The sequence below is a fragment of the Bacillota bacterium genome, assembly GCA_013178305.1.
Lineage (GTDB): Bacteria > Bacillota > Sulfobacillia > JABLXB01 > JABLXB01 > JABLXB01.
In genome coordinates this window covers 178,368-204,604 of sequence record JABLXB010000003.1, presented here as the reverse complement: position 1 = coordinate 204,604, position 26,237 = coordinate 178,368, and the positions used below count along the sequence as shown (strand labels likewise).

Here is a 26,237-nt window from a genome sequence, read left to right as displayed (position 1 = left end):
CGTGGGCCGAGGTGGGCCGAGCCCCGCGCATGGCCCCGAGCGCCCCTACATCGATACCCTCGAGCCGGGACTCAGTGCCGAGAACGGCAGTACCCTGACAAGCGTCCCATTGATGAAGCACCTCACCTCGTAGCTCCCCGGCGGAAGGGCCATAAGGTTGTAGCCTGTGAACGGTCCGGGCTTTAGGGGTGGCGTCTCGCCAGCCGAGCCAACCAACCTCCCGGAGTTCACATCGACGTAAGCGATAGTCAGGCGGACCTCTTTCAGGACCTCACCGGTCATGGCGAAGATATCGCCGTACGAGAACATGTCCGTCTGGATAAGGTGATTACGCCAGTTGGCCTTATCCTGCTTCGTGACTTCGGCCGGAAGTCGTCCGACCGAGAGGTTCTTGAAGTACTGGGAGAACAGCGCGGTGTCCGGGGTCAATTGATCTCCAGGAGCCGCGGCGGCCGGCTGAACGCTGGTCACCAAGTTCCGGCCTGTGATGGTCGCAACGGCCTGCCGCAGCAGGTCGCACGTGGTGTTCAGCCTGTCGTCGCCGCCGGTGGCGTCACCGCCCGCGTACTTGCCAAAAGTCAGCACTATGTCGGAATACACCATCGCGACCAGAGCCGCATCACCCGTGATCCGCCCCCAGAGTTCTGGGTTTTTCGTATTGGTCACCGAGGTGCTGTCCCTCAATACCTCCGCCGCCGCGATCGACAACTCCATGAGCCGCTGGCGGAACTGGTCCTGGGTGAGATTCTTCCCGGTGAACGCCTTCAGTGAGCCTTCGTACGCGGTCAGCAGCGCCTCGAGCTTGGCGGCGAGGGCCTGGTGCCAGATGACGTACTCCTGGACCGTGATCTCACGCGGGGGAACTGCAGGGACTATCTCGGCCGACGCGTGCGCCACCTGAGTGCCCAGCATTACCATCAACGCGAGCAGGGTAGCACATAGCCTTCTCATACTGGTTCCCCCCATCATGAGCCGCGCGCGCCGGGCAGCCCGGCTGTCGCTTCATTGCCGCAGCTATCGCCGGCGCAGGGCAGGCGTGAAGCCTCTACAGCAAATATCGGGGGGAATCGACGGGGAGTTTATGATGAGAAGAAGCCGGGGACGCGTGGTCAAATGCGACGTATTCGGAGGCAACTTGCAGACGATGGCAACACAATCACGGCCGATTTGTGGGTAGAAGCCGCATTCTCGATGTATATCCGTCGGCGGCCGCCACGCTTGCGATTCACCTGCTGGCATTGGCCACGGATTTGGGGTTGATCCGTCGGCCTGGGCCACACACCTGCAGGGACGAACTGTAATGGGTTCTAGCCGCTCGCTTTTTCCCTGTATTCGGCCGACGCGCGCTCCAGGGTCCTCACGTACGGCGAACCCGTGTCAACGAAGCCACGGGGCAGCCGGTCGGGGATTTTCCTGCGCATTTCCTCCAACGAAAGGTCTTGCGCAGTGATGGTGACCAGCACTATGCCCTTCTCCTGGCTTAACCCCCGTTTCAACAGGTCTCTCGTCCGCACCTCCCTGAACGCGCGTTCATCGGGATACACGACTGTGGGGCCGTAGTGTTGGGGGCCGTTGAATTCGAAGGCCACTCCGAGGAGGTAATAGCGGTCGAATTCGAGGGGTTCACCCGAGACGGGGTTCAACAGGAATTCCGGCCTTGCGTTGTCGAGATAGTCGTCACTGGGAACCATGAGGTCAAGCCAGCACTTCATGAGGAACTCGCCCTTGTGACGCACCATCGCGAGGATTTTGCGGAGACTCTCCGCGCGCTCAGCCTGCAATGCCCCGGGAATGACCGCGACGGGGGCGTGTTCCCTCCTCGATTTCACGATTTTCATCCAACCGGCCCGGGCGAGCTCGGCGCAGGCTTCGGATGCTGTGCTTCGGTCGACCCCGGCGTGTCTTGCGAGCTCACTGATCGACCTCGGCTGCAGGGCCTGCGCGACGAAATACAGGGTCTTCGCTACAGGCCGCAACTTTCTCGAATTCAGCATATCTGGAGGCAAGAACGCTCGATACCTCAACCGGCTGACAAAACCTCCTCATCACAGCTTTCCAGGACTAATTGTGTTGAAGGCGCGCCAAGCAACCGCGTGGCTGCTTGCTGCTGTCACACGTGGTCTGGCTTTCGAGCAGGGCCGTGCGACTGTGCTGTACCTGCGACGTCGGCGTTTGGACACGCTCCGGCTGACGCCCTAACCATAGTCTACCATATATTGCCATGTATTTCCATGGCGGCGCGTGGCCTGTCGGCCTGATGAACCATTGGTCGAAGGGCGCGACCGCGCGGGGGGCCGGGATCCGACTCCGGCGACACGTGGTCACGTGCCACGTGTTCGGTGGCAACCTGCGGGGGAAGGCAACACTATCGCAGCGGATCTGCCGGCGGAAACCGCAATGTCGGAATTCACCCGTCGGCGGACAGCACGCTTGCGATTTGCCTGCCGGCAGTGGCCACGAACTTGGGGTTGATCCGTCGGCGTAGACCACACAACTGCGGCTGGCGGCACCGGAGTATCGCTGACGGAGGCTGCGGACAGGCTCGTGAGGTCCTTCGGAATCAGGAATCAGGAGCCAGGAGCCAGGAGTCAGGTAGTCAGGGCTTGGGCGAAGATGTCGCCTACCCGAGCAGCGTCAACGTCAAGGCATACAGTGGCGTTAGGTTTACAGCCCGATATTCCCGAGTAATCGACAGCCGTCAGTCCCCTCGATACCGAACCACCTGTTTCCACAGCCACATAGGATTGAACTGCGGACCTCGCGAGTCCAGGCTCGATGGCCAGGGCTGCGGCAACCAGGTCGCACAATACCAGGCCGCGAGCGCCCCGTTGTCGCTCCACCCGCCTGACCACAGGCCCACAAATGCTCGAGAAGAATTGAGCCAGCGGGGCCTTCGACCGCTCGAGCATTTCGAGGAACTCAACACCCAATAGCACCTTACGCGCAGTCTCGAGGGGGACCATGGTTATGGGGATCCCCGAACCCAAAACGATCGCCGCAGCTTCCGGGTCTGCGTAGATATTGAATTCCGAGACCATTGTGGCATTGCCCCGAGCACCAGATGTCCCACCCATGATTACGATTTGGCTGACGGAATCACAGAAGCAGCGATCCCGGGCTATGGCCAGGGCCACATTCGTCAAAGGACCTATGACCAACAGGCTCAGGTTCCCCGCAAAACGCCGGGCGCTCTCCAGCAAGAAATCGATCGCGTGACCTCCCTCCTCGCGACGATTTGGGGCAGGCAAGAAGTTGTCGCCGAAACCGTCTTCCCCGTGTGCGACAGCCGCACGATGCAGTTGCCCGAGCAGCGGGCGGTCAACACCGGGGTAAACCGGAATTCGGACATCCAGCAATTCTATAAGTCGCAAGGCATTCTTCAGCGTGTGCTCCAGCGAAGCATTCCCGTACACCACTGAGATGCCGGTGACATCCAGCCCCGACCGGACCGACGCGATTATCGCCGCCGCATCATCAATTCCGGGGTCCGTATCGATGATCCACTTCACAGCCTCGCCCCCCTGTGGATTGACCGTGAGCAACCTGCGGGTGAAAACAACACCATCGCGTCTGGTCTGTCGGCAGAAGCCGCACTGCCGGCGTCTGGTCTGTCGGCAGAAGCCGCACTGCTGGCGTCTGTCCGTGGGCAGAAGCCACACCTGCGGCGTCCGTTTGTAGGCAATGACTACGGTCGGGGTCGACCTGACGGCGCAGGGAACGCTTCCGGCGCAGGTCTGTCGGCAGCGCCCACGCTTGCGCGAGTAGTCCGTCGGATTTCGCCGCACCAAGCACCTGCTGCCTCACCATGAACCGCGCACTGCGCGGAGCACCGCAAGAAGCATGGAAGCCGCCGCGAAGCCAGCCAGATCGATGCACACGTCGACAGCAAGTCCCGACCTGCCGGGGACCAGGGTCTGATGCCATTCATCCAGGCCGCCGACGAGTGTGACGAAGGCCGCCGAGGCAAGCCAGCGGCGGCGCGCGGCGGGTATCGATGGTTCAACAGCATAGCTGAACGACAGGCCGAGCGCAGCGTACACTCCAGCGTGAGCGCCCTTCCTCAGAAAGAAATGGATGAACTGGACGGGGTCCTTCTTGTTGTCGATTACCTTCTTCGAGTAGCGGAAACTCACGCGGGGAAGCGCCTGCGCGCCCTTCACCAGCACCCGGCACTTCCCAATCGGCCCGCGCAGGTCCTGTCTGAAGGCATCCTGTGAAGAGAAGAACGCGATCAGGGCCAGGCACACGACGACGGGAAGCCACCGGACTACTTTCCGGGCTGCAGAAGTCTCCTTCAAATTCCGGCCATGTTCCTCCGTAAGTCTATATGCGCCTATCCTATTCCATGTCGAGCGGCCCGTCAAATCTCCGTGCGCCAGTCAATTGCCGTCTTGTGGTTCTCGATTCGATACAAGGACCCTGGCGATCCTCTCCGAGGCATCGCCCAAGCCGTAGGGTTTCACTGGCGTGCCGCGCCGGTCGAGGGACTCGATGATGCCCTGGGACACCTCGCTCGCTGAGCGGGGCGGCACCAGCCGGTTCCACTCCGATTCCACGAGCTCCGTCCACTCCGTCTCGCCGCGCAGCGTCACACAGGGGACTGAATAGAAGAAGGCCTCCTTCTGCACCCCGCCTGAGTCTGTGGCGATGAGACGCGCATGCTTCTCGAGCATCAGCATATCGAGGTAGCCGACGGGGTCGGTGAGGTGCACAGCCCCGGCGTGCGGCCTGGGCAGAGGGGCGGCCCCCGCATGTGGCTCGGTCAGGCGGACGGCCCCCGCGCACGGCTCGGCCAGACGTACGGCCCCCGCATACCGGTCGAGCAGCCCGTGCTCCGCGAGGCGGGTCCTCGTGCGAGGGTGAAGCGGCATGACGACAGGGATCTCCCGACCGGCAAGCGCGAGCCCCTCGAAGATGCTGCGCAGGGCGACAGGGTCGTCGGTATTCTCGGCCCTGTGCACTGTGGCCAGCACGTACCCGCGCGACGAAAGGTCCAGCCGCCGCAAAACGTCGCTCCGGCGTTCGGCCCTGTCGCCGTAGTAGAGCGCCGCGTCGTACATAACGTCCCCAACGAGGTGAACACGGTCCGCGGGGATGCCCTCGCGCTGGAGGTTTGCCACGCCGGCATCCGTCGGGACGAACAGAAGGTCGGACAGGTGGTCGGCGACGACCCTGTTGATTTCCTCGGGCATCCCGCGGTTGAACGAGCGAAGCCCCGCCTCGACGTGGGCCACCGGGAGGTGGATCTTGGCGGCCGCGAGAGCGCCCGCGAGGGTGGAGTTCGTGTCACCGTATACGACCACCCAGTCCGGCTTTATGTCGATGAGGTATCTCTCCAGCGCCTCGAGCATCCGGCCGGTTTGCGCGCCGTGCCCGCCCGAGCCTATATCCAGGCTGACGGCCGGCTCGGGCATTTCGAGGTCGTCGAAGAAGACCTTCGACATGTTGTCATCGTAGTGCTGGCCGGTGTGGATGAGCGTCTCCTGGACGCCGGCGTCCCGCAGCGCCCGCAGCGCACGCGAGACCATCGCCGCCTTCACGAACTGCGGCCGCGCGCCGACGATGGAAGCAATACTAACAGCCCGCCGCGACCCTGCCTTCTGCGACACCGCGGCCTCCCGAGACGGCGTGGCCGCTGCCCCCCGGACACACGGCGCGCTCATATCCAGCGGGTCCTTCCCGGCGCAGTGCGCAGGCCCTCCTCGAGCGCGCCAGCCACGTACTCGATCTCGGCCTCTGTCAGGTTATTGTGGAACGGAATCGCGATGCTCGTCCTGCCAGCGAGCTCGGTAATGGGGAAATCCCCTTCCTTGAAGCCGAACATCTCGCGGTAGAACGGCTGGAGGTGGATCGGCGTGAAGTACGGCCGGCAGCCGATCTCGTTGTCGATGAGCACCTTCATCACGTGGTCCCTGACCGCCTCCTGGCGCGCGGGCTCCTTCTCCTCCAGCCCGACGCGGATGACGTATACGAACCAGCTCATCCGCGTGACCTCGGAGGCGATGTACGGCAGGCGCACGCCATCGATCCTCGACAGGCGCTCGCGGTATATCTCGGCCACACGGGCGCGCTTCTCAATGATCTCCTCTATCCTTCTCATCTGGGCGACACCCAGCGCGGCGGACATCTCGTCCATCCGGTAGTTGAAGCCCAGGCGTTCGTGCGACAGCCAGACCCCCTCCTCGCCGCGGCCCTGGTTGCACATGCTGCGGCAGAGCCGCATAAGGCGGTCGTCGTCGGTGACGACCATGCCGCCCTCGCCGGTGGTTATCTGCTTATTCGGGTAGAACGCGAACACCGCCCCGTGGGCGAAAGCCCCGTTGCCGGCCCTGACGCCCTTATACTCCGAACCCAGGGATTCGCAGGAGTCCTCGATGACGAACAGCCCGCGGCGGTCCGCGATTTCGCGGATGGCGTCGAGCCGCGCGGGCTGACCGAAGGCGTCCACCGGGAGGATGGCCTTCGTGCGCGGGGTGATGGTGGCCTCGATGAGATCGGGGTCGATGTTGCCGGTGTCGGGCTCGATGTCCACGAACACGGGCCTTGCGCGCTCGTACAGGATACAGTTGCTCGAGGCGATAAAGCTGAACGGGGTCGTGATGACCTCGTCGCCATCGCCGATGCCCAGCGCCCGCACGAGGAGGTGGAGGCCGCTCGTGCCGCTGTTGCAGGCGATGCCGTGCCTGCGGCCGACGTAGCCGGCGACGGCCCGCTCGAACTCGGTGATGTTGGGGCCGAGGGCGAGGACGGGGGAACGGATGACCGCCTCAAGGACCGCGATTTCCTGCTCAGTTACGTCTGGCCGGGAGAGATGGACCTGCAACTGGGAAGCCCTCCTTTGGCTGGGGCTACAACGGATGTATCACTTACTGGTCCAGGGTCTTGATGGGGGTTGCCGGCACCCCCACGGCAACCACCCTCGGAGGGATGTCCTTCACTACTGCGGCGCCTGCGCCGATGATGCTCCACTCACCCACAGACACCCGGTTTATGACGCAGGCATTGAGGCCCAAAAAACATCCACTTCCGACAGTCACTTCACCGGCTATGCTGACACCGATCATCAAGCTCGCGTAGTCCCCCAGCCGAGTGTCATGGCCGATTCTGCAGCCGGTATTTATCAAACAATGTCGGCCGATGGCAATGTTCGTAGTGAGAATGGTCCCTGCCGACACCATTGAACCCTCTCCAATTGTGACAAACCTTGAGGTCACCACGCTCGGGTGGACGAGCGTAGCGAACCTCAGGCCAGCTTGTTCCAGCATCGTCGCAATTCTTTTACGAGTTCGGGGATTGCCTATTGCGCAGACTACCCAAGGCTTCGTGTCCATCGGCACGAGGCTCCCGACGTCACCCAGTATTCGGTCGCCCTCGACGGTCTCTCCCTGAACACTATCATCTACAAACCCCAGCAATTCCCACTGCTCTCCCGAGCATCGGTTGATATCTTCGACCATGCGAGCAACCTCGCGGCCGTGTCCACCTGCCCCGACTATAACCAGTGGCTTGCCAGCATTAACTTTAGCCATCAGGAACCCCTCTGGGCAACTGTGATTCTTGTACGACAAAGCTACACTAAAGTAGGCTCAACTAATTCCTGGCCTGGCCCCTGAAAACCCATACCGAATCAGGGCCTCGCTCAAGAGTCTCCAACCGTACAGCTGACCCGCTGTAGCACCGTACCCGCGGCCAACTACAACTCTTCTCTGGTTCCGTGCTCCAGCATGCATGCGTAGACACATACTGAACCATCCGGGAAAACAGCTAGAGTGCTTTCCTCCTTCCCTTGATCCTTTTGCAGCGCCCGGATTTCCATCTCCGGTCCTACCTTGTTGGAAAGTCTCACGGTTCGCACGCGCTCAAAAGCAGGAATACTAGCCCATTCCCGTTGGCTAGCTGGGTTGCGAGCGAATTCAAGCAACTTGACCAGTCTATGCCTCTCTATCCCAAAACGCAAGCAACAAGGTGGGCACTGTGCTGTGGGCTTCCTACCGTGTAAGCAACATTCGGGCGCAGGCGTGACGCACTCACTGTCGGAGGAGTGTTCTGATGTATCAAGAAAGCTGAAATCTTGTTCTTGCATTCTTACTGTAAGGACGGGAAACAACTTATCCGTTTGCAATGACTGAAAAGTCAGAGCATCAGCTAATCCCTCGAAACCGATGAATTCGAGCCAATTCCCGTAGCTTACTCTCCGAAACATGTCGAAGAGAACCTCAGCAAGGTCACCTGCCGCACCGTCTTGCTCCTCAGGATCACACACGAAAATCCGTGATTCTTCGCCGCGAATCCCACGTTCACAGAGCACCGAGACTATTACGTACGCATTACTGACATGAGGACCTTGAACTGCTCGGATTATGTCTTTCCCGGCTTCAACCTGCTTAAGAGCACTTTTCATGTAGTCCTGCCAGCGTACGCGCGTAGCGTAGCTCCTTAGAGAGCCTTTGAATTCGGCTACGACCAGAGAACCCCCTCGACTAAACACAAAGTCGGGCCTGGGCGATCTTTTCTTGGTGAATGTTCTGGCCGCCGCAACTAGCGGCGCTGGCAAGGGCATTCGCTGTAGAATGCGGTTCTCAACGATTTGAAGCCATGTTGAGAAATGAGCAACCTCGGTGCAGTCATATAACCCAGTCATAGCAAGATAGCCTAATGCTTCGCCCAGATCACCGACAAGTGCCGAACGCTCTCGTTCAACGGTCCAACCAGCGTATCCCATCCGAACTTTCAGATCAATTACCGAATCCAGCGCTGACCTAAACCGAAAATGCCGAGCCAACCGGTCGAACCGGGCACATTGCCCCCGGATCATCCTGACAGACGCCATCCTTGCTGACGCTCCGACAAGTGACGGAAAGTCAAATTGAAGCAAGTGTGACACAGTACTCAGACCCCCGGTCGAAAACCTGCCCGAAGCCTTATCTACTGCAGAGACTTCGTAACAACGCACACCTTTATTTGTCGCTAGTCCCATATGCTATCGCGTCTCCTCCGGACAAACAGTCGGCCTCTCTTACAGCTAGCCTGTTCGACATCTTGGCTCTTCAAACCACTTTTGGCTCCGGTTCTGCTCTTCCTCAACCCTTCAGGCTGCGCCCGGTGCCCATGAACTCGGGCATGGTTGCATGCCCTTCCGCGCTTATCCCCTCACGTTTAAGGACGGAAACTAGTGTCATCCCCAAGATCTTGAAGTCGAGCCACAGGCTCCAGTTGTCCACGTACCAAACATCAAACTCAAATTTCTTCTCCCACGAAATCGCATTGCGACCGTTAACCTGGGCCCAACCTGTGATGCCCGGTTTCATTTCGTGACGACGCGCCTGCTCGGGGGTATACCTCTCGAGGTACTGCATCAGAAGCGGTCTCGGACCGACAAGACTCATGTCGCCCTTGAGCACGTTCCAGAGTTCAGGAAGCTCGTCCATACTGGTGTTCCGCAAGAAACGGCCCAATGAAGTCAGGCGCTGTTCATCTGGTAGAAGCCGCCCTTGCTCGTCTCGCGCATCTGTCATGGTACGAAACTTTAGTAGTCTAAAAGGTCGCCCGTGGAGCCCCGCTCTAGTCTGACAGTAAAGGATTGGACGGCCAATGCTCAGTGCAATGGGTACGGCTATCAGCAGAACCAACGGACTTAGCAGAAGAACACCTGCCATGGCCGACACTACATCGAAAAGGCGTTTCAGCGTCAGGGATGGTAGACTCCCTCGAGAGTCCTTTCTTGCTGCGCGCCTTGACCTGCCCTCTCGAGAAAACGACAAGATCATAATTCTTGGCTCCTATCAACTTGATAGCCCGGAACTACATGTTCAGTGCATGGAGTCTTATCTCAATCTTTCGGCTGGGCCTCCAAAACCTCGCGAAGCAGTTGCTCCAATTTGCTGGCCAGTATGGAGAAATTGTGATTCTCCTCAACATACCTCCTCCCACGTAACCCCATCTCAATCCGCTCTGCCTTGGGCAACTGCAAGAACGCCTCGATTGCTTCGGCAAGTCCTGCAGCATCCTCTGCAGGCACGGAAAAACCACACCCTGCGCTCCTTACAATGTCGTAAGGTGTGTTGCCAGAAAAGATAACCGGACGCGCAGAAGCCATGTAGTCAAAAATCTTGTTTGTACTCATTCCCCAATCATAGAGCGGAGAATCGCGCATGACTAATAGGCCCGCATCGGCCTTAGCGATTTCCGAATAGACCTGGCCCTTCGGTACCGGATCATCAAAAACCACATTCTGAAAACCAATCCGAGACGCTTTATCCCGCAACCGTGATTTCTCCGGGCCATCGCCGACGAATCTGAACCTCAAGGAGTCATATCCTTTGTCGCGCAGAATACACGCCGCCTCCAGCACAGTGTCAAGTGCGTTTGCTACGCCGTGGGCCCCCACATAAATGAAGGTCGCTCTCGATTCAGCTGGTGGCATCGCCGGCTTTGCAGCCAGACTGAAATCAGTTCCGTTGGGAATGTGCACTATGTGCTCTGAGGGTACCCCTTTCGAGGCAATGTATTTGGATGCTCCCGGAAGCAATGTAATAATCCTACTCGCACGCCGGTAGAGCCATCTCTCGAGCATTGACATGAGCAAAACAAGGGGGTGCCATCTGGGCATCTTCCCTATCCTGACAAGCGTCTCCGGCCACAGATCACGAACCTCCAAAACAAATGGCACTCCGTAGCATTGTGCCAACCGTTCACCTGCCCACGCTGCGAACAGATGGGGCGACGAGCCAATTACCACGTCCGGACACTCCATGTCGTGTGATCTTAATAGACCAAGAGTCCTAAGCGCAAATACAATCATGTTCCAGACCCGGGCCACACTGTTGCCTTGGTATGCGGGCACCCTGAGCCAAACAAACCGAGCTCCATCAATTGACTCGAAGAACCAACAACTATTATCTGCCTCGGGTCTCCGACGACGAGTCATGTGATGAAAACTGGCAGCTACTATTGCAACTTCGTGTCCCCTACTAACGAGTTCCTTGGCTAAGCTGTGGTGTCTCGTTCCGCCAGGTTCTGTTGGGGGAATTGCATAATGATTGATGATCAATACTCGCATTGGTTCGCCCCGCCAGGTGCGTTATTTGGAAAATCTGATCGACTCACTGATTTTCGATTCCTCTTCTGATTTGTGGCAGTTTTGCTTTTTCTCTACAATGCTTCGTGGGACTCGTCACACAATCTTCAGCCGCCGCTTACCAATTCACGTTTCATGATGCACGGTTGAGTGCTGCTATAGCGTCATGTGCAGCAGATCAGGATTCTTTCATCTCTACCGCCCACAACTGTTTCGGCTCAGTCACTTCAGGGTTCTTCACCAGCTTCTATGGCAGGTAGTCTCCAACCGCTCAATTTCCCGTACTTCCTATCTTGGCCCCCTCCACCTCATCCCACTGGCGTAGATATTCCTGGATTTCCTTTCTCAACCGCTCCATTTACGTCTTCGTCCGGCCGCGACTCATGGCTGAGTGCTTGCGCGCGTTCGCCTTCGGCTTCGTCCTGTCCGTAACAACGTGGGCCAACCTGATCGATCTCGCCCTGTCCGTAATCCTTGCCGTCTGCAAGAAAAGATCCCCCAGCGCTTTGTGGTACCTCAGTCGAAATCCAGCTATCGCCAAAAGTCCGGATGCTGGTTCGCCGACATGACCCTGAATCCCACGTCTTCGTGCAGCGCCCGCTTGATCTTCTACGACGACCCAATACTCTTGATGTTTACGCCGAACAACAAAAACAGCCCTGGATGAGTATCCCGAACCATGAATCAAGTTAGTGGAGATTCGTCACCCTTTCTTGCAGTCGTAACCGGTTGACAACGTTACGCACCTTATTGTTGCTGCCAATTAGGTCATCAACGTGCTCCACCTCAATCACAACTTGCTCGGGAACAAAAGCGCGGAACTCCTCCCTTATTCGAGCCGCGCGTAGAGCGGATACAGAGCCCGTCAATTCCACCTTCACTACTGTTTCGTCCTCCTGAATGACTCGGTAGTTCTCGCCTGGCACCAGGAGGGGTTTCATGAACATGCGTACAGTCACTGGAAGTACAGTCCTGCCCGCAAAGATGAGGCTGTCGTCCACACGCCCGATTACCCGCGTAAATCTTATTGGGAGTCCGCGCCTACACTTGCACTGAGCACTCGTAGTCGGTTGAACCAGGTCACCAGTCCGGTATCTTATGAACGGCATCGCAAAGTTCAGTAATGACGTCCCCACTATCTCGTACAAGCCGTTGCCAGCTGGCTGCATCTCAATAACGCAGTCTTCAGATACCTCGTGGTAGCCCGCATGTTCTGCACACTCCTGTGCCTCAGCTGCACGCTCACCCATTCCATATGAATCAAGAACATCACACTCAAACGCCTTTTCTATTAACACTCTGTCATCGTCGTAAATCGTCTCGCCCGTAGTGAATACTGCCTTCATTGGAATTGGACGACCCTCTTGCAGGACGTGCTCAGCCAGGACCCTGATGGCAGAGGGGTGACCTTGGATGAAAACCACTCGAAACCTTCTGAGCAGGGCACAATACTCCCTGAGGTTTTCCGGGTATAGATGGTGTGACGAGAGAAGAAGCTGGTTTTCCCATTTGTTCCACGCCCAATAGGGTGGCCTAACGGTAAACACGCGAGCCCCCAGTGTGGCGCGACGGTCACCTGGCTTCACGCCTCCCCAACTATAGAAGCGCCACAGCACAGCACTGCCCAATCCCCATTTCAGCTCAGACGGAAGATAGAACCGGAGTTTCTGTCCAGTACTCCCACTTGTCTTGCAGAAGACTGGCCTATAAGCCCTCATTTCATCACTACACAAGTCCTCGAATCGCGACGCCACGGATTCCCTGGTGAGTAATGGTATCTTCGTTAGATCTTCCACGCTGGTAATATCAGATGGGCTGATTCCTGCTTCAGCGAAAACCCGCTGATAGTATGGCACGTGATTGCATGCATGTTCTAACAGTCTTGCAAGCTGCTCCATCTGCCATTGCTGCGTCTCACCTACATCGCGCCACTGTGATTGCATCAGCCTACCATACCGGTACATGAACCCCCGGTCAAAGCGCTTCCTGGCTTGCCAGAACCCATATCCGCTGAGGGCAGCGTTTCTTACAAAGGGGGGCAACCTAAAGTACATTGTGGTCAAATCCATGAACGCTAATCCCTTCCCATCTCGCCGCTTGTAAATACTCGTTCAGGCACAGCATTACGATGCACGCGGTCCTCGTTTCGCCTGGAATTCGCGGCGTGTAACGGACTCCCCCTGTGGCCCCGAAATAGGATTCACTCTTCTCGACCTTGCACCCGCTTCGTGTAGAGTATCAGTTCCAGTGCGCTTCAAGATTGCCAGCAGAGCGAACAGCATCCGATTATCGTTCAGGTCCCCAGAGACACATGCATTTACCAAAGCGTACAAGGCGAGCACACTAACTAGGCGCACGGATTCCTTGGACTGCTCGTCTCCAGTCGACGCGACATACCGAAAGGCGTACAACGCGGAAACAATAACCATCAAGAACGATGCCAAGCCAACAATACCCAACTCGCTCGCAATCTCGAGAAACAGATTGTGTGGGTATTCATGGGCATCCGAGCCTACAGCCCAGCGAGAAAAGCCCCCTGTTCCCACGCCCATAACTGGATTCTGTATGAACAACGAGGAGGCCAACTTCCAGTAGTCGAGCCGAGTCAGAGTGGAACTCCCGACGTCCGGCCCGAGCGCCAAGGAGAAGCGCGATCGGAGCACGTCAAACAATCCTCGTGGTGAGACTACAATCAGGACCGTCAGAACACCAATAAGAACTAGGACCAACAGTGCTCCCGCGAGACGTCTGATTCTCAGTTGCCCCGTTGCAACGCGGGACAGCACAGCGTCATATGGGAACAGGTAGCTCAAGGCTATCAAGCAAGAGACAACCGGGCCCCGCCCCCCCGCTGCCAACAAAGCAAAGGCCAAAGGGACATTCAGAATCATGACCAGTGCTCTTCCCATACTCGTCCGCTGCTTGGGAAGCAAGTACAGTGTGCCAATGAGCAATCCATAGCCGGATTGACGGGCCAGCCCAAGATAGTTCGACGAAAACGCCGTTAGATGGTATCTCCCCTCGCCCATGCGTGACAACGCATCGAGAGCCATAGCCAGTGAAAGCCCAAACAAGACCCTGTAAAAAAGCTCCGTCTGACGGTTTTCCCAGATCAGTGGAACCAGTACCGCCAGCCCACCTATCACGACAAAATGCAGCGCTTTGGCATATCCGTATTCCGGACTCGGAGTCCTAGTAAGGCCCAAGGACAAGATCATGAGGAATATGGCCCATGAGGCGAGAAAAACACGTTCTTGCCATAGTCTGCGAAGAACGTTCCTGGACTTGAGGACTTCAACGAGCAGGACCAATACAAGAGATAGGGCGAAAAGTAGCGTGAGATCAAATCCCCCTGGAACCGTTACGCGCGGGTCGGCCTTGTACAATCCAGCCGTTAGCATTCCCGCGAGAGACACACATGGCCACACTAGCGGAACGGCAATAGCTGGCAGCACCAACAGGAAAGCGCCTGTCGTCCCAGTCGCCGCCACTCCAGCAACACACCCCACGGCAGTCGCAACCAACACCCGCAGGACAGTAGATAGACCGTCCACAGCACCTGTAAACAAGCAAACACCTCCAGTCTAGGTATTCGCGTCTTGGACTGCGTCGATGGCCCGGCAAATGGCCGCACCCTGCCCCAAGGCGTAGTCGAGCATTCGCTCATACAAGTCACCCCAGAACCTTGGTGGGCCAAAATGATTCGTATGGACTAAGACGGTCACGGTGTCCTCTTCTGCGCGTGCTTTGTCAAGCCGCTTCTTGATCTCAGACCACGCAATCTCCATGTTTTGGTTCGCTAAGACATCTTTGTCCTGAACGGCTATCGGAAGAACTACCAGGCACCGATCAGCCACATGAACTACATCCCGACCTTTGCAGCCGTCCGAAACCCGGGTTGAGGAATCATACGCATATCCGGCCTCAATCAAGTTCCAGTAAAGAAGCGGCGAGGTAATCAGCCAGTGACTGCGATGACCCCACACTTTGACACCCAACGACTCGATCGCCTCCCGTTCCGAGCGCGCACTTTGACTGGACAAATGCCCTTTCAGCCCATGAACTCCAATTTCCCAGCCTTGTTTCTCGATTGCGCGCAGAAGAGGCGCAAGGCATGAAGCATCATATAACGCTGCCCTTGCGCGCGGCGATGGGGTGCCATTTGGATCTAGACCAGGATCTTCCCTAAAGGGAATAACGAATACTGTGGATCTCAGTCCACGTTGTTGCTCGATTTCGATCATGCGGTGGAAGCTCCTTATCCACGGGTCTGGGGCGATTCTCAAGAGCGTTCTAACTGCAGAAAGAACACCATGACCATATTGCATGGGGTTCAAATCCCTGCCAATTCTCGGGAAGTTATCTATCACACATCGCTTCATGAATGACAAGTGACGCCGCCCAAGAAATCCCGTTTCCCACACTGACCAGAAATCCAGATCGTGCGACAGAACCAGAGTATACATGACCAATCCATCACCTTCCCGGGCCCAACACCAATTATCGAAGATTCGTTCGAGTCAGGCGTTTGCCTGCTAGCAGAATCGCGGACGCAGGGGCATATGCCACCACATATGGCCCCAACCCGCAACCAAGCTGAGGGCTTTTGACCTGGCAACAGACGGAATGGTGGCACCGACCAAGTCCCGAACTCTCTCCCGTACGCTACAGGTCTTGAAACAACAACTGCTATATCCGAAACCGTGTCAGGCCCTCCCTGCCGCTTGATCTTAGCCGGAAACCACTCATCATTGCGCGCGCTATTCGGCGTATTACGTAGGCCACTCCTCGCATTCCATATGTCGATATCAGGTCGGCTGTACGTTCACAGTAATACGTGAGCCTATCTATAATCTGTCTCGGCTTCTGCCACGAGTCTGGCACAGACGGAAGGTCACCATAGCTTCCACTTATTAGGGGATTATGATCCGTGTCCCTTCGGACGAGAACATGTCTTACGCTGATACGAGAGTCCTCCACCGTAATGTGTGCAAGAGCCCCCGTGCGCCTTCTTCGCACACTGCTATCAAAGATGAAATCCCCCAATCCATACAACACCAGCGACGACTCGAGCCTTTCACATCCTTGGATGACATGAGCATGGGAACGGATAACCACTGTCACCCCCATCTCGACCAACCTCCGGGGCAACGCCCTCTCAGCCTTGCTGGGGAATCTCGTCATCTCGCTGCCTGCATGCAATATACACACCGTGATATCTGACTGTTCGCGAATACTACCGATTTCTTTCTGGACTAGACTGAGGTCAGAACACGTCGCCAGAATCGAAGGAGGTTCTTCTACCAACAGCGCCCTCTCCACATAACCGACTATTCCAACCTTAGTGTCACCAATCGTGATGACTGCGCCATTTTGCTTTCCTTCGGACCCGCGATATCCAACCACCTGGATACCAAGTCCCTTGAGAAAGGCAACCGTCTCCTCAAGCCCTTCAACACCACAATCCATCGCATGGTTGTTGGCTACGGATAGCACGTCAAACATTCGTAGGATTTCCTTGCACTCCCCAGGATCAGCTCGGAAGCCATTCTGATAACGTAACGGAGCTGTACAAACGGGAGACTCAAGATTCGCCACCAAAGCGCATCCTGGAAAACTGGACTTCAAGGCCTGAAGGCTCGCAGCGATCCCCGCTATTCGGTGCCTGACGTTCCGTGATAGCATCACATCGCCCGCAACAAGCAAACCCATGACTAAAGATCTCCTTCAAAGGTCATAGAAAGATATAATCTCGATGTTCGCCATAGCAAAACTAGCCCGCAATTCCTCACTGGTCAATACTTCAACCTCGATTCGTCTTTCTTCCACATAGGTAGCGTACCGCCGCAAAATGTCGTCAGGGTAAGCCGGATGACAGTATATCTCACTGGTTCCACTGGGAAGGATCTTGGCCAACTCCATCCAAGAGCTGAGCAAGTACTTCCTGGACGAGTCCGCGTATCCAGGACTAATCAGTCTGTCAGCGCACCTTAAGCCTTTGACGCGAGCATAATCGGTGAGCACTCGCCCAGCCATGTGCGTTGCGAGTCGCTGAGGATGTGCAACGTAATAGTTCAATTTCTGTCGCGGACTCCCGGTCAAGAACCGCCTGTGGCTTCGTATGCGCTTAATGCCATACTTCTTGGCCGTCTCTAGAACAGCGAAAAACAACGGGGGATAAAGGTGTTTGTTCTGGTGACCGTCAACATGGGTGATCTGTATCCCGAAATCAATCATCTTCTTAACCTGTGATTCCAACTCAAGACAAATCTCGTTCCATTTGACCCGGCCGCTCATCAGCAAGAATGGCAGTCTGTTTCCGTAGAACTCTCCGCTCTGCGGATCAATAAGAGAGCGGACTCTACTGGGCTCTGCGACAGGTCGACCGACAGTAAGGTTTAGGTGGATTCCAATTGAAACCATGGGAAAGTCTCGTGCAAATTGCGGAATTTCTTCGGCTGCTTCAAAATTCACAAGCGCGCTCGTGCTCTTGACAAGCCCAAATGCGGCCGTCTCACGGATCCCTCTGTTTACGCCCGGGCTGAAGCCCAACCCATCTGCATTGATAATAAGCCTACGCAACTGCAAGACCCCTTTTGCCCAGGAGCTGCCGATAGAGTCCGACAAGCTTGACAGACTCCCGCTCCCAGTTGTACTCGCGGGTAATCAGTTCCCGCCCTCTCTGTCCCATCTGTGCAGTTCCAACTTGATCATCCAGCAAGCTGGTAATCGCAGCCACGAACGACGGCACTGTGTTTTCTTCTACTAGTAGGCCAGTACCTGAATCACCAAGAAGCCTCTTCAGAGGTGGCAACGCTGTGGAGACAAAAGGCAAGCCGTGGCGCATGTACTCGAATACTTTCATCGGTATGGCTACCATGAACCGTTGTTGGTACGGATGATAGTTGATCCCAATCCTCGACCGCTCAAGAAATCCCGGCACCTCCGTCTCACTCACCCTGCCAACACAGTCCACCAGGCTCCTAGCCTTTGCATCGCTGTTCACCCAGGACCTGACCTCATCCGAAACTCCCAAAAGACAGAACTTGATGCTACGGCCTGTATCCCTGATTGACCTAGCGATGTCCAACATGACCTCCAGTCTGGGCCGGGACACCGTCCCTGTGTGTATCAGATCCCAAGTCTTCTCCCCAGACTCCGTGCAAGTCGTCCATCCATCCACAGGGGCAAAATTGCGGATAGAGACAACTGTTTTCGCAAGCGTTTTATAAACCCGGGCGAGTTCTTCTGTAGGAACGATTACAGCATCCAGTCTGGGTATCACAATCCGCTCAACAAGCGAGAGCCCGATTGCTGCGCCTTTGGCTAACAACGGGCGATACCCTTTGTGCGGGAACACCTGTTGATACCATTCATGGCAATCATAGATGATGATGCTATCGCGCGAACTCATTAGCCCTGCCACTGGTAACAGATCTGGGTCATGAAAATGGTAGACGTCCGCTTCCAGTCCCCTGAGGAAGCGGGCAACTCGGTCTGGCCGAGTCAGCACACCAACTCGGGTGAAGTCCCGCGGGAACTCGACAAAGTCTATCCCATCGTCCAATTTGCTGACTGGTGCAACACGAGCAACGACACACACTTTCATGCCTGCTCGCCGCAAAGCCCTACATTCGCGAAAGTAGATTCGCCCATCCGTCGGCCCATGCGTGCTCGTGACGTGTACAACACGGTTACAACAAATCTGATTCATGGACTTCTCCTCGATCTCGACTTGACAGCAAATGATCCAGGTTCCCAGGGGGATCCGTAAAGACTTTCGGCTATAATCTCCAGAGGGTGCCGTGCCCCCTGCAACTCGACTCTACCTCACGAGTGGCATTCCTCACATCCAGCACCGCCTGCGCCTGCTCCACCACCCGCGCATAGTCCACGCAAGAGTGGTCCGTCGTGATGATCACCATGTCCGCACCCCGCAGCACCTCGTCCTCCAGCGGCACCGACCAAAGCCTGACCGTCTTCGCCGCAGGGCCGTAGTCACCGTTCGTCACCTCTATCTGCGGTATGTACGGGTCGTGGTACGAAACCTCGGCCCCCTCTTTCAGGAGGATCTGGATGACCTTCAGCGCAGGCGACTCCCGCTCATCAGGTATGTCCTTCTTGTATGCCACGCCCAGAATGAGCACCTTGGCTCCGCGAAGCGACTTCCTCTGAGTCCCGAGGATCCTCGCCGCCTTCTCCACCACGAAATACGGCATCCTCAGGTTTATCTCGCCCGCCAGTTCAATGAACCTGGTCGAGAAGTCGTACTCCCTTGCCTTCCACGTCAGGTAGAACGGGTCTATCGGGATGCAGTGCCCGCCCACCCCCGGGCCCGGGTAGAACGGCTGGATCCCGAACGGCTTCGTGAACGCGGCGTCCAGCACTTCCCACACGCTCAGGCCCATACGGTCGCACAACAGGGCCATCTCGTTCACGAGGGCTATGTTCACCGCGCGGTACGTGTTCTCGAACACCTTCGCCATCTCGGCCACCGCGGGCGATGATACCGGTATGACCTTCAATATCGTCTGGGAGTAGAACGTGGAGGCCACGTCCAGGCACGCCGGCGTCACCCCGCCCACCAGCTTGTTCGTGTTCTGCGTCGTGTACCTCGCGTTCCCGGGGTCCACCCTCTCCGGCGAAAACGCCAGGAAGAAATCCTCCCCCACCTTGAGGCCGCTTCTCTCGAGCCTCGGCAGCACTACCTCCTGCGTCGTCCCGGGGTACGTCGTGCTCTCCAGCGATACGAGCTGACCCCGCCGCAATCGCTCACCAATCTTGTCCGCCACGTGCACCACGTACTGGAGGTCCGGCTCCCTGTTCACCGTGAGCGGCGTCGGCACGCAGATTATCACCACGTCGCACTCGTCCAGCGCGTCGAACTCCGTCGTTGCCCTAATTCTCCCCTGGCCGACCAGGCTCGCGAGCTCGTCCGGCTTCACGTCGAGGATGTAGTTCTCGCCGCGGTTCAGCATCTCCACTCTACGGGGGTTGCGGTCGATGCACCACACGCGGAAGCCCACCTTCGCCTTCTCCACGGCAAGCGGCAGCCCCACGTACCCGGCCCCCACCACGGCCACGACCGCGGCCTTCGCGCGTATCTTCTCTTTCAGCATCTCGGCGGTGGCGCCCCTCGCCTCAACCGCATTCGCTGCAGCTGCACCCGCCGCAACGGCACCCGCCTCAACCACTGTACTCTCCATATTGAATCCCCTCATTTGAACTGCGCCAGCGCATCCGCCACGTATTCGACCTGCTCCGCAGTCATCTCCGGGTACACCGGCAAGGACAGCACGCCCTCCGCCGCCCGCTCCGCCACGGGGAAATCCCCATTCCGGTACCCCAGGCCCGCGAAGGCCTTCTGCAGGTGTAGCGGCAGCGGGTAGTACACGGTGCTGCCTATCCCCTTTTCCGCGAGGTAAGCCTTCAGCTTGTCGCGGTCTCTCGCCGCTATCGTGTACTGGTGGTACACGTGCTTGCATCCTTCCGTCTCCGACGGCAGGCGCAAGAGCCAGCCCGCCGCCGCGCCCGGGTGAGCAGCACCCGAGGCGCCCGAGGCCCCCGCGTCCGAGGACTGCAACCCCGGCTCCAGGAGCGGCGCAAGCCTCTCCGCATACGCCGTCGCGATGGCGCGCCTTTTCTCCGTCCACTCGCCGAGGTGCTTCATCTTCAGACTCAGGATCCTCGCCTGCAGCGTATCCAGCCTGCTGTTTATCCCCAGCATCTCGTGGTAGTATCTCTGCCGGCTCCCGTGGACGCGGAGCATCCGGAGCCTCTCCGCAAGCTCGTCGTCGTCCGTGACCACCGCGCCGGCGTCGCCGAACGCCCCCAGGTTCTTCGTGGGGAAGAAGCTGATGCACGCCAGGTCCCCGAGGCTCCCCACCTTCCGCTCGTGGTACTCCGCCCCGATGGCCTGGGCCGCATCCTCGATGACCTTCAGCCCGTTCCGCCTGGCCACCTCGCAGATCGGGTCCATGTCCGCGGGGTGCCCGTACAGGTGCACGGGGATGATGGCCTTCGTCCGCGGTCCGACCCTCTTCTCGATTTCCGCGGGGTCGATGTTGTACGTCACGGGATCTATGTCTGCAAAGACCGGCGTCGCCCCAGCGCGGGCAACAGCACCCGCCGTGGCGAAGAACGTGAACGGGGTGGTTATTACCTCGTCCCCCGGGCCGATGCGGCACGCGGCCAGCGCGAGATACAGCGCGTCGCTCCCGTTGGCGACGCCGACCGCGTGCCGGACGCCGCACAGCCTCGCGAGCCCCGCCTCGAACTCCGCCACCGGCTCGCCGAGGATGAAGTGGCCGCTGTCCACGGCCTCGCCGATCGCCTCCATGAGCTTCGCCCGCAGGCACCTGTTCTGTTCCGTCAGGTCGAACGCCGGTACCTTCAATTCAAGTTCCCCTTTCTGTCCGCCCCGGTCTGTCCACTTTGAAGAGGTAACCCTCAGCGAGCGATGCCTCAGGGAGCCATACCCCACCCGCTCGCCAGGCGCGCAAGTTCAACCGCCGTCCTGGCCTCATCCGAGGCCCCCGTCTCGCCCGAGCGAACCTGCCGCACGAACTCCAGCACCGCCTGGGCGTGGGCCCACCCCGGGCCGAGACCTGGCGGGGCGGACTCCCCGAATCGATCGAGCACTGCCTTTTCGTCGTCATCGGGCAGTCTCCACAGCCTAATCGCGTCCACTCTCGAGCCGCCGAGGATTATTGCGCCCGTCTCTCCAAACACCGCGATGCTCTGCTCCAGGTTCTTCGGGTAGATGTTGGTTGTGGCCTCGACAAGCCCCAGCGCGCCGCTCTCGAACCTCATCGTCAGGATGGCGACGTCCTCAGCCTCCATCTCGTGCGCCCTGCATGCAGCCACTTTGTGTGCGTCGCTCACGGGTCCCATCAGCCAGACGAGCATGTCCATCGCATGCCACGCCTGGTTGAACAGCACCCCGCCGTCTAAATCCCGCGACTTGCGCCACGGCGCTTCGTCGTAGTAGGCCTGGGTCCTGTTCAGCCGCACCGTCGCCACCCCGTGACTCAGCCTCCCCAGCCGGCCCTCCTGGACTGCAGAGTGGACCATCCGGCTCGCCGGGTAGTACCTGTTGGGGTGCACAGTGCCGAGACACCTGCCAGCCTCGTTCGCCTTTTCGATGAGTCGCCGCACCTCGACCGGGCTCAGCGCAAGGGGCTTTTCGACGAGCACGTGCTTTCCCGAATCGAGCGCCTCCATCCCCAGGCACGCGTGAAGGCCGCTGGGCGTCGCCACTATCACAGCGTCTACCTCCGGGTCATCCAGGAGGCCGCGGTAGTCGCCACACACCCTACCCCCGTACCTCGAGGCGAACACCCTCGCGTTATCCTCAACCACGTCGAAGCACGCCACGAGCCTCGCCTCCGGTATCCCGGAGATGGCCTCCGCGTGCCTTTTCGCTATGGCGCCACACCCTATGACCCCAAACCGTACGGATTCCATCAGTTCACCCGCGCGTCCCTGCGCCGCCCCTGGGATAGAGGATCTGCTCCTCCGGGACATCCCCCGCAGGCCTGGCGGGAACCCCCATCACCCTGGTATAAGGCGGCACGTCCCTGGTGACGACGCTGCCCGCCGCCACCATGGCCTCCTCGCCCACGGTCACGCCCGGCAATATCACCGCGTTGCCGCCTATCCTCGAGCCCCTCTTCGCAGCGACCCCTTTGGTCCTGGAGAACCTCACCTCGGTGCGTCCCATGTAGTTGTCGTTGGTGGTGGTCACCATGGGGGCCACGAACACGTCCTCTTCAAGGACCGAATGGGCCGTAATATAGGCCCCGGTCTGAATGCGGGTCCGGTCGCCAACCCGGCAGTCGTTCTCCACAGTACCGGCGTGACCGACGATGACACGGCTTCCTATCGTGCAGCGCTCACGCACCTGCGCTGAATCGGCTATGAAACAGTCGTTTCCTATGGTAGTGCCCGCATAGACTATCGCCCCGGCCCCAATGACCGTTCCTGAACCGACTCTGAGCCCGCCAAGGTCTCCTGAAACCTTCAGGGTGCTGGACTTAGCCTTCGTCGGCCTCTGTCCAAGGACTGCATTGGGGCCAACCTTGACGCCGTCACCCAGGACGGTTCCTGAATAGACCACGGCATTAGGCCCGATTTCGACGTCCCCGCCCAGGCTCACGCCTTCTTCGACATAGGCCCGGCTATGTATAGCACGTGTGTCCAAATGCTTGTCCACCTGCCGCAACCTCCACTGGTGGCTTATGCGGTCATCCCCGGGTCTCGAGCCAGGCGCTGGCGCCTGGCCTTGCCCGGTTCACTCTGAGGGGTTTCAGCCTGGGGCCCCCGTGGTTCACCGGGGCGAGAGGCACGGGAGCTGTCAACCGACCACGGGTTATACGTAGGGATGAGTTCCTTGAGGATCCACTTGATCGTGTCCTTCGGTCCCCTTCCACCGTCAAACGAGAACTTCTCCAGCCGTGACAGGCTATCGCGAAGCTTGTCCGCATCGACTACACAGTCCTTGGCCACGAATATCTTCGGGTGAGCCGTACGCTCGAATTTCTCCTCATCAGAAAAGATCTCCTCAAAGAGTTTCTCGCCGTTCCGCATCCCGCTGAACTCCACCGTGATGTCTTTGCCCGGCTCCAATCCGGATAGCCGGATCAGCGTCTCAGCCAGGTCCACTATCCGTACGGGGTCGCCCATATCCAGCACGAAGACCTCCCGCCCATCCCCCAGGGCGCCCGACTGGATGACAAGCTGTACAGCCTCGGGTATGGTCATGAAGTACCTCTTCATCTCGGGGTGCGTGACCGTCACCGGCCCGCCGCGGGCGATCTGCTCCTTGAACAAGGGTATGACGCTGCCGCGGCTGCCGAGGACGTTCCCGAAGCGGACAGCCATGAACTTCGTTCGCCGCTCTCCGTTGCCGAGACCCTCAACAGGATGCCAGCCTTTGTCCAGCGTCACGACGATATGCTCGGCGACGGCCTTGGTGGCCCCCATCACGCTGGTGGGGTTTACGGCCTTGTCGGTGGATATCAGCACAAACCGGTCGGTCCTGCCGCGCCAGGCGGCGAGCGCCACGTTGAGCGTGCCGAATACATTGGTCTTGACTGCCTGCTCCGGGTGTTCCTCCATCAGCGGCACATGCTTGTGCGCCGCGGCATGAAAGACGACACCGGGTTTGTACTCCTCAAAGGTCGCGTGGACCTTGTGGATATCCCTCACGTCGCCTACCACAATCGCGAGGTTCACCGCCGGGAACCTGAATCCGACCTCGTGCGAGAGCTCGAAAATCGAGTTCTCGTCGTGGTCGAACAGTACGATCTTGGCCGGCCGGAATTTGGCAATCTGGCGACAAATCTCGGAGCCGATCGAGCCGCCAGCCCCGGTCACCAGTACGCACTTCCCCTGTATGTACCCCGAGATCTGCTGCATGTTCAGGTTCACTGGTTCCCTGCCAAGCAGGTCCTCGACGTCGACGTCGCGTATCTCGCCCACCTTGACATTCCCGTTGATAATCTCGTAGAGCCCGGGGACCGTCTTCATCTTGACGCCGGCACCCTCGCACAGTGCGAACACCCGGCGGATGACCGAACCGCTGGCCGACGGGATCGCCACGATCACTTCCTCCACGGCGTAACGCCTGAGCAGGTCGGGGATTTGCGAAATCTCACCGAGTACAGGTACTCCGTTCAGGCGCATCCCCTGTTTCCGTCCGTCATCGTCCACCAGGCCCACGAGGTCGTATTCATTCTTCAGGCGTCCCTTGAGCTCGCGCACCACCATCGCGCCCGCGTCGCCGGCGCCGACCAGGATTACCCTCCTGACAGCGCACGAACGGTTCGCCCTGACCCAGGGCCAGGTGTCGCTGAGATACATCCTCGCGAGGATTCTAATACCGCCCGACAGAAGGAAGCTTGCGCTTGCGGCGACGAACGGGACGCTACGCGGGAACCCCCGCGCCGGAGGGAAGAAGGTGATTAACCCGATGAAGGTGACGACCGAAACCGTGACACCCTTGGCCAGGCTCAGCGCCTCGTCTATGCTGGAATACCGGATGATGCTGCTGTACAGGCGACTTGCTGCGTACGACACAGCTACGAGAGCGGACTGGACCAGCCCGAGTGGTCCAACGTACTGGCGTATGTACTGGAGCGGTACGCTACCTTCAAAGCGAGCAGCGAGTCCAAGGAGGACTCCCATATTGAAAAACACCAGGTCCGCCAGCGCCAACGCGGACCTGCGCCTCAACGTATTCAGCTTGCCGTTGACTTCAATTGCCATTTGACCCGACCCCCATACGATAGCGGCGTCAGGGACTGGAAACCTGTCCGGTACACTCCAAGATATACCAAAACGCCGGAAAATTCAACACAATTGCCATTAAGACTGTGCTAATTGTGAATTACCCTACAGCGTTCGCCCCCGGATCTTACCACCTGACCCCCGGTCTCGACATCGCCCCTGAGGGGTGATATCGCCTGCTATTCGAACGTTACCTGCCAGAAGTCGCTCGATGCCCGCGAACCTGGATCTGAGCACCTCGACCAGGCTGTTCGGTTCGCTGGGGCTGTGCCAGTCTGAACCGATTGCTGAGTAGAGGCCCCCGGCCAACCATCGTTCGGCAGCCTGCTTCACCCGCCGGCCATACACGCCCAACAGGCTGCCTGCGTTGAGCTGGAGCAGTGCGCCGGCATCAGCAAGTTCGTTGGCGATAGCCTGGTTGTCTCTCAGGGCCGCGTTGCGCTCCGGATGCGCGAGAATTGGAGTGTAACCTGCGAGAGAGATCCTGAAGAGAAGTTCGCGTGTATAGTGCGGCATGTCGTGCTGTGGCAATTCAATCAGCAGGTACTTCCCGCTGCGACCCACCGGAACCAGGTCGCCACCCTTAAGCAGCGATGGTGTCCTCTCATCCAGGTAGACCTCGGATCCCGGGAGGAGCACGATCTCTGCGCCGGATTCATCGCACCTCGCCTGCAGGGTCGATACGGCCTCAGTGATACTGGTGGGCGTCCCGTCGAACACCCCGGCCATCACGTGCGGCGTTGCGACTATCGCCTTGAACCCGGCGATGGCCGCAGCCCTGGCCATTTCGAGCGCCTCCGTTGCGTTGCGGGGTCCGTCGTCGAGCCCTGGCAGGATGTGGCAGTGAACGTCCACTAAGGGGATACCGCAG

Annotated in this window: 21 protein-coding genes; all 21 read right to left on the bottom strand. The window is 58.6% G+C overall.

Features of this window, described 5'->3' with window-relative positions:
• Window positions 1–45: 45 nt before the first annotated feature.
• Complete coding sequence (locus tag HPY55_08655) at window positions 46–951, bottom strand: hypothetical protein (GenBank protein ID NPV70698.1); 906 nt, start codon at window positions 949–951, stop codon at window positions 46–48.
• Between the two features lie 356 nt (window positions 952–1,307).
• Window positions 1,308–1,976 (bottom strand): helix-turn-helix domain-containing protein, encoded by a 669-nt coding sequence (locus HPY55_08650; protein NPV70697.1) that lies wholly within the window; start codon window positions 1,974–1,976, stop codon window positions 1,308–1,310.
• 612 nt (window positions 1,977–2,588) lie between these two features.
• On the bottom strand, window positions 2,589–3,509 hold the full coding sequence (locus HPY55_08645; GenBank protein ID NPV70696.1) for a nucleoside hydrolase: 921 nt from the start codon (window positions 3,507–3,509) through the stop codon (window positions 2,589–2,591).
• 291 nt (window positions 3,510–3,800) lie between these two features.
• Window positions 3,801–4,298 carry a VanZ family protein gene (vanZ, locus tag HPY55_08640; GenBank protein NPV70695.1) on the bottom strand — a complete coding sequence of 166 codons (498 nt, stop codon included), beginning with the start codon at window positions 4,296–4,298 and terminating at the stop codon, window positions 3,801–3,803.
• A gap of 81 nt (window positions 4,299–4,379) precedes the next feature.
• Entirely contained in the window at window positions 4,380–5,663 is a 1,284-nt protein-coding gene (wecB, locus tag HPY55_08635) for a UDP-N-acetylglucosamine 2-epimerase (non-hydrolyzing) (GenBank protein ID NPV70694.1), read from the bottom strand.
• Window positions 5,660–6,823: a DegT/DnrJ/EryC1/StrS family aminotransferase gene (locus HPY55_08630; GenBank protein NPV70693.1), complete on the bottom strand. Its 1,164-nt coding sequence runs from the start codon at window positions 6,821–6,823 to the stop codon at window positions 5,660–5,662. Before HPY55_08630 ends, wecB begins: the two co-directional genes overlap by 4 nt.
• A 43-nt stretch (window positions 6,824–6,866) precedes the next feature.
• Window positions 6,867–7,529: an acetyltransferase gene (locus HPY55_08625; GenBank protein NPV70692.1), complete on the bottom strand. Its 663-nt coding sequence runs from the start codon at window positions 7,527–7,529 to the stop codon at window positions 6,867–6,869.
• Between the two features lie 1,551 nt (window positions 7,530–9,080).
• On the bottom strand, window positions 9,081–9,767 hold the full coding sequence (locus HPY55_08620) for a sugar transferase (protein ID NPV70691.1): 687 nt from the start codon (window positions 9,765–9,767) through the stop codon (window positions 9,081–9,083).
• A 62-nt stretch (window positions 9,768–9,829) separates the two neighbouring features.
• Window positions 9,830–11,059: a glycosyltransferase family 4 protein gene (locus HPY55_08615; GenBank protein ID NPV70690.1), complete on the bottom strand. Its 1,230-nt coding sequence runs from the start codon at window positions 11,057–11,059 to the stop codon at window positions 9,830–9,832.
• Between the two features lie 707 nt (window positions 11,060–11,766).
• A complete protein-coding gene (locus HPY55_08610) occupies window positions 11,767–13,146 on the bottom strand; it encodes a phenylacetate--CoA ligase family protein (protein NPV70689.1) in 1,380 nt (459 codons plus the stop codon).
• Window positions 13,147–13,200: 54 nt separating this feature from the next.
• Complete coding sequence (locus tag HPY55_08605; protein ID NPV70688.1) at window positions 13,201–14,646, bottom strand: O-antigen ligase family protein; 1,446 nt, start codon at window positions 14,644–14,646, stop codon at window positions 13,201–13,203.
• A 15-nt stretch (window positions 14,647–14,661) separates the two neighbouring features.
• Window positions 14,662–15,321: a hypothetical protein gene (locus tag HPY55_08600; GenBank protein ID NPV70687.1), complete on the bottom strand. Its 660-nt coding sequence runs from the start codon at window positions 15,319–15,321 to the stop codon at window positions 14,662–14,664.
• 445 nt (window positions 15,322–15,766) lie between these two features.
• Window positions 15,767–16,789, bottom strand: a complete 1,023-nt coding sequence (locus tag HPY55_08595; GenBank protein ID NPV70686.1) for a CapA family protein — start codon at window positions 16,787–16,789, stop codon at window positions 15,767–15,769.
• Window positions 16,790–16,804: 15 nt separating this feature from the next.
• A complete protein-coding gene (locus HPY55_08590) occupies window positions 16,805–17,659 on the bottom strand; it encodes a ChbG/HpnK family deacetylase (protein NPV70685.1) in 855 nt (284 codons plus the stop codon).
• The gene (locus HPY55_08585) at window positions 17,652–18,680 is read right to left on the bottom strand and encodes a glycosyltransferase (protein ID NPV70684.1); all 1,029 of its coding nucleotides are present in this window, start codon (window positions 18,678–18,680) and stop codon (window positions 17,652–17,654) included. Before HPY55_08585 ends, HPY55_08590 begins: the two co-directional genes overlap by 8 nt.
• 181 nt (window positions 18,681–18,861) lie before the next feature.
• Entirely contained in the window at window positions 18,862–20,283 is a 1,422-nt protein-coding gene (locus HPY55_08580; GenBank protein NPV70683.1) for a nucleotide sugar dehydrogenase, read from the bottom strand.
• 11 nt (window positions 20,284–20,294) lie between these two features.
• Window positions 20,295–21,473, bottom strand: coding sequence for a DegT/DnrJ/EryC1/StrS family aminotransferase (locus HPY55_08575; GenBank protein NPV70682.1), 1,179 nt, complete (start codon window positions 21,471–21,473; stop codon window positions 20,295–20,297).
• A gap of 68 nt (window positions 21,474–21,541) precedes the next feature.
• A complete protein-coding gene (locus tag HPY55_08570) occupies window positions 21,542–22,543 on the bottom strand; it encodes a Gfo/Idh/MocA family oxidoreductase (protein NPV70681.1) in 1,002 nt (333 codons plus the stop codon).
• A gap of 4 nt (window positions 22,544–22,547) precedes the next feature.
• A complete protein-coding gene (locus HPY55_08565) occupies window positions 22,548–23,300 on the bottom strand; it encodes an N-acetyltransferase (protein ID NPV70680.1) in 753 nt (250 codons plus the stop codon).
• Window positions 23,301–23,314: 14 nt separating this feature from the next.
• Complete coding sequence (locus HPY55_08560) at window positions 23,315–25,345, bottom strand: polysaccharide biosynthesis protein (protein NPV70679.1); 2,031 nt, start codon at window positions 25,343–25,345, stop codon at window positions 23,315–23,317.
• A 126-nt stretch (window positions 25,346–25,471) separates the two neighbouring features.
• Window positions 25,472–26,152 carry a hypothetical protein gene (locus HPY55_08555; GenBank protein NPV70678.1) on the bottom strand — a complete coding sequence of 227 codons (681 nt, stop codon included), beginning with the start codon at window positions 26,150–26,152 and terminating at the stop codon, window positions 25,472–25,474.
• Window positions 26,153–26,237: the final 85 nt, after the last annotated feature.

What these genes read in the sequence shown, in the direction of transcription:
- HPY55_08620 (NPV70691.1), bottom strand. Translation starts at nt 9,767, where the DNA reads ATGATCTTGTCGTTTTCTCGAGAGGGCAGGTCAAGGCGCGCAGCAAGA.
- HPY55_08595 (NPV70686.1), bottom strand. Translation starts at nt 16,789, where the DNA reads ATGGGTTTGCTTGTTGCGGGCGATGTGATGCTATCACGGAACGTCAGG.
- HPY55_08655 (NPV70698.1), bottom strand. Translation starts at nt 951, where the DNA reads ATGAGAAGGCTATGTGCTACCCTGCTCGCGTTGATGGTAATGCTGGGC.
- HPY55_08570 (NPV70681.1), bottom strand. Translation starts at nt 22,543, where the DNA reads ATGGAATCCGTACGGTTTGGGGTCATAGGGTGTGGCGCCATAGCGAAA.
- HPY55_08600 (NPV70687.1), bottom strand. Translation starts at nt 15,321, where the DNA reads ATGATCGAAATCGAGCAACAACGTGGACTGAGATCCACAGTATTCGTT.
- wecB (NPV70694.1), bottom strand. Translation starts at nt 5,663, where the DNA reads ATGAGCGCGCCGTGTGTCCGGGGGGCAGCGGCCACGCCGTCTCGGGAG.
- HPY55_08625 (NPV70692.1), bottom strand. Translation starts at nt 7,529, where the DNA reads ATGGCTAAAGTTAATGCTGGCAAGCCACTGGTTATAGTCGGGGCAGGT.
- HPY55_08610 (NPV70689.1), bottom strand. Translation starts at nt 13,146, where the DNA reads ATGGATTTGACCACAATGTACTTTAGGTTGCCCCCCTTTGTAAGAAAC.
- HPY55_08555 (NPV70678.1), bottom strand. Translation starts at nt 26,152, where the DNA reads ATGGCCAGGGCTGCGGCCATCGCCGGGTTCAAGGCGATAGTCGCAACG.
- HPY55_08560 (NPV70679.1), bottom strand. Translation starts at nt 25,345, where the DNA reads ATGGCAATTGAAGTCAACGGCAAGCTGAATACGTTGAGGCGCAGGTCC.
- HPY55_08615 (NPV70690.1), bottom strand. Translation starts at nt 11,059, where the DNA reads ATGCGAGTATTGATCATCAATCATTATGCAATTCCCCCAACAGAACCT.
- HPY55_08580 (NPV70683.1), bottom strand. Translation starts at nt 20,283, where the DNA reads ATGGAGAGTACAGTGGTTGAGGCGGGTGCCGTTGCGGCGGGTGCAGCT.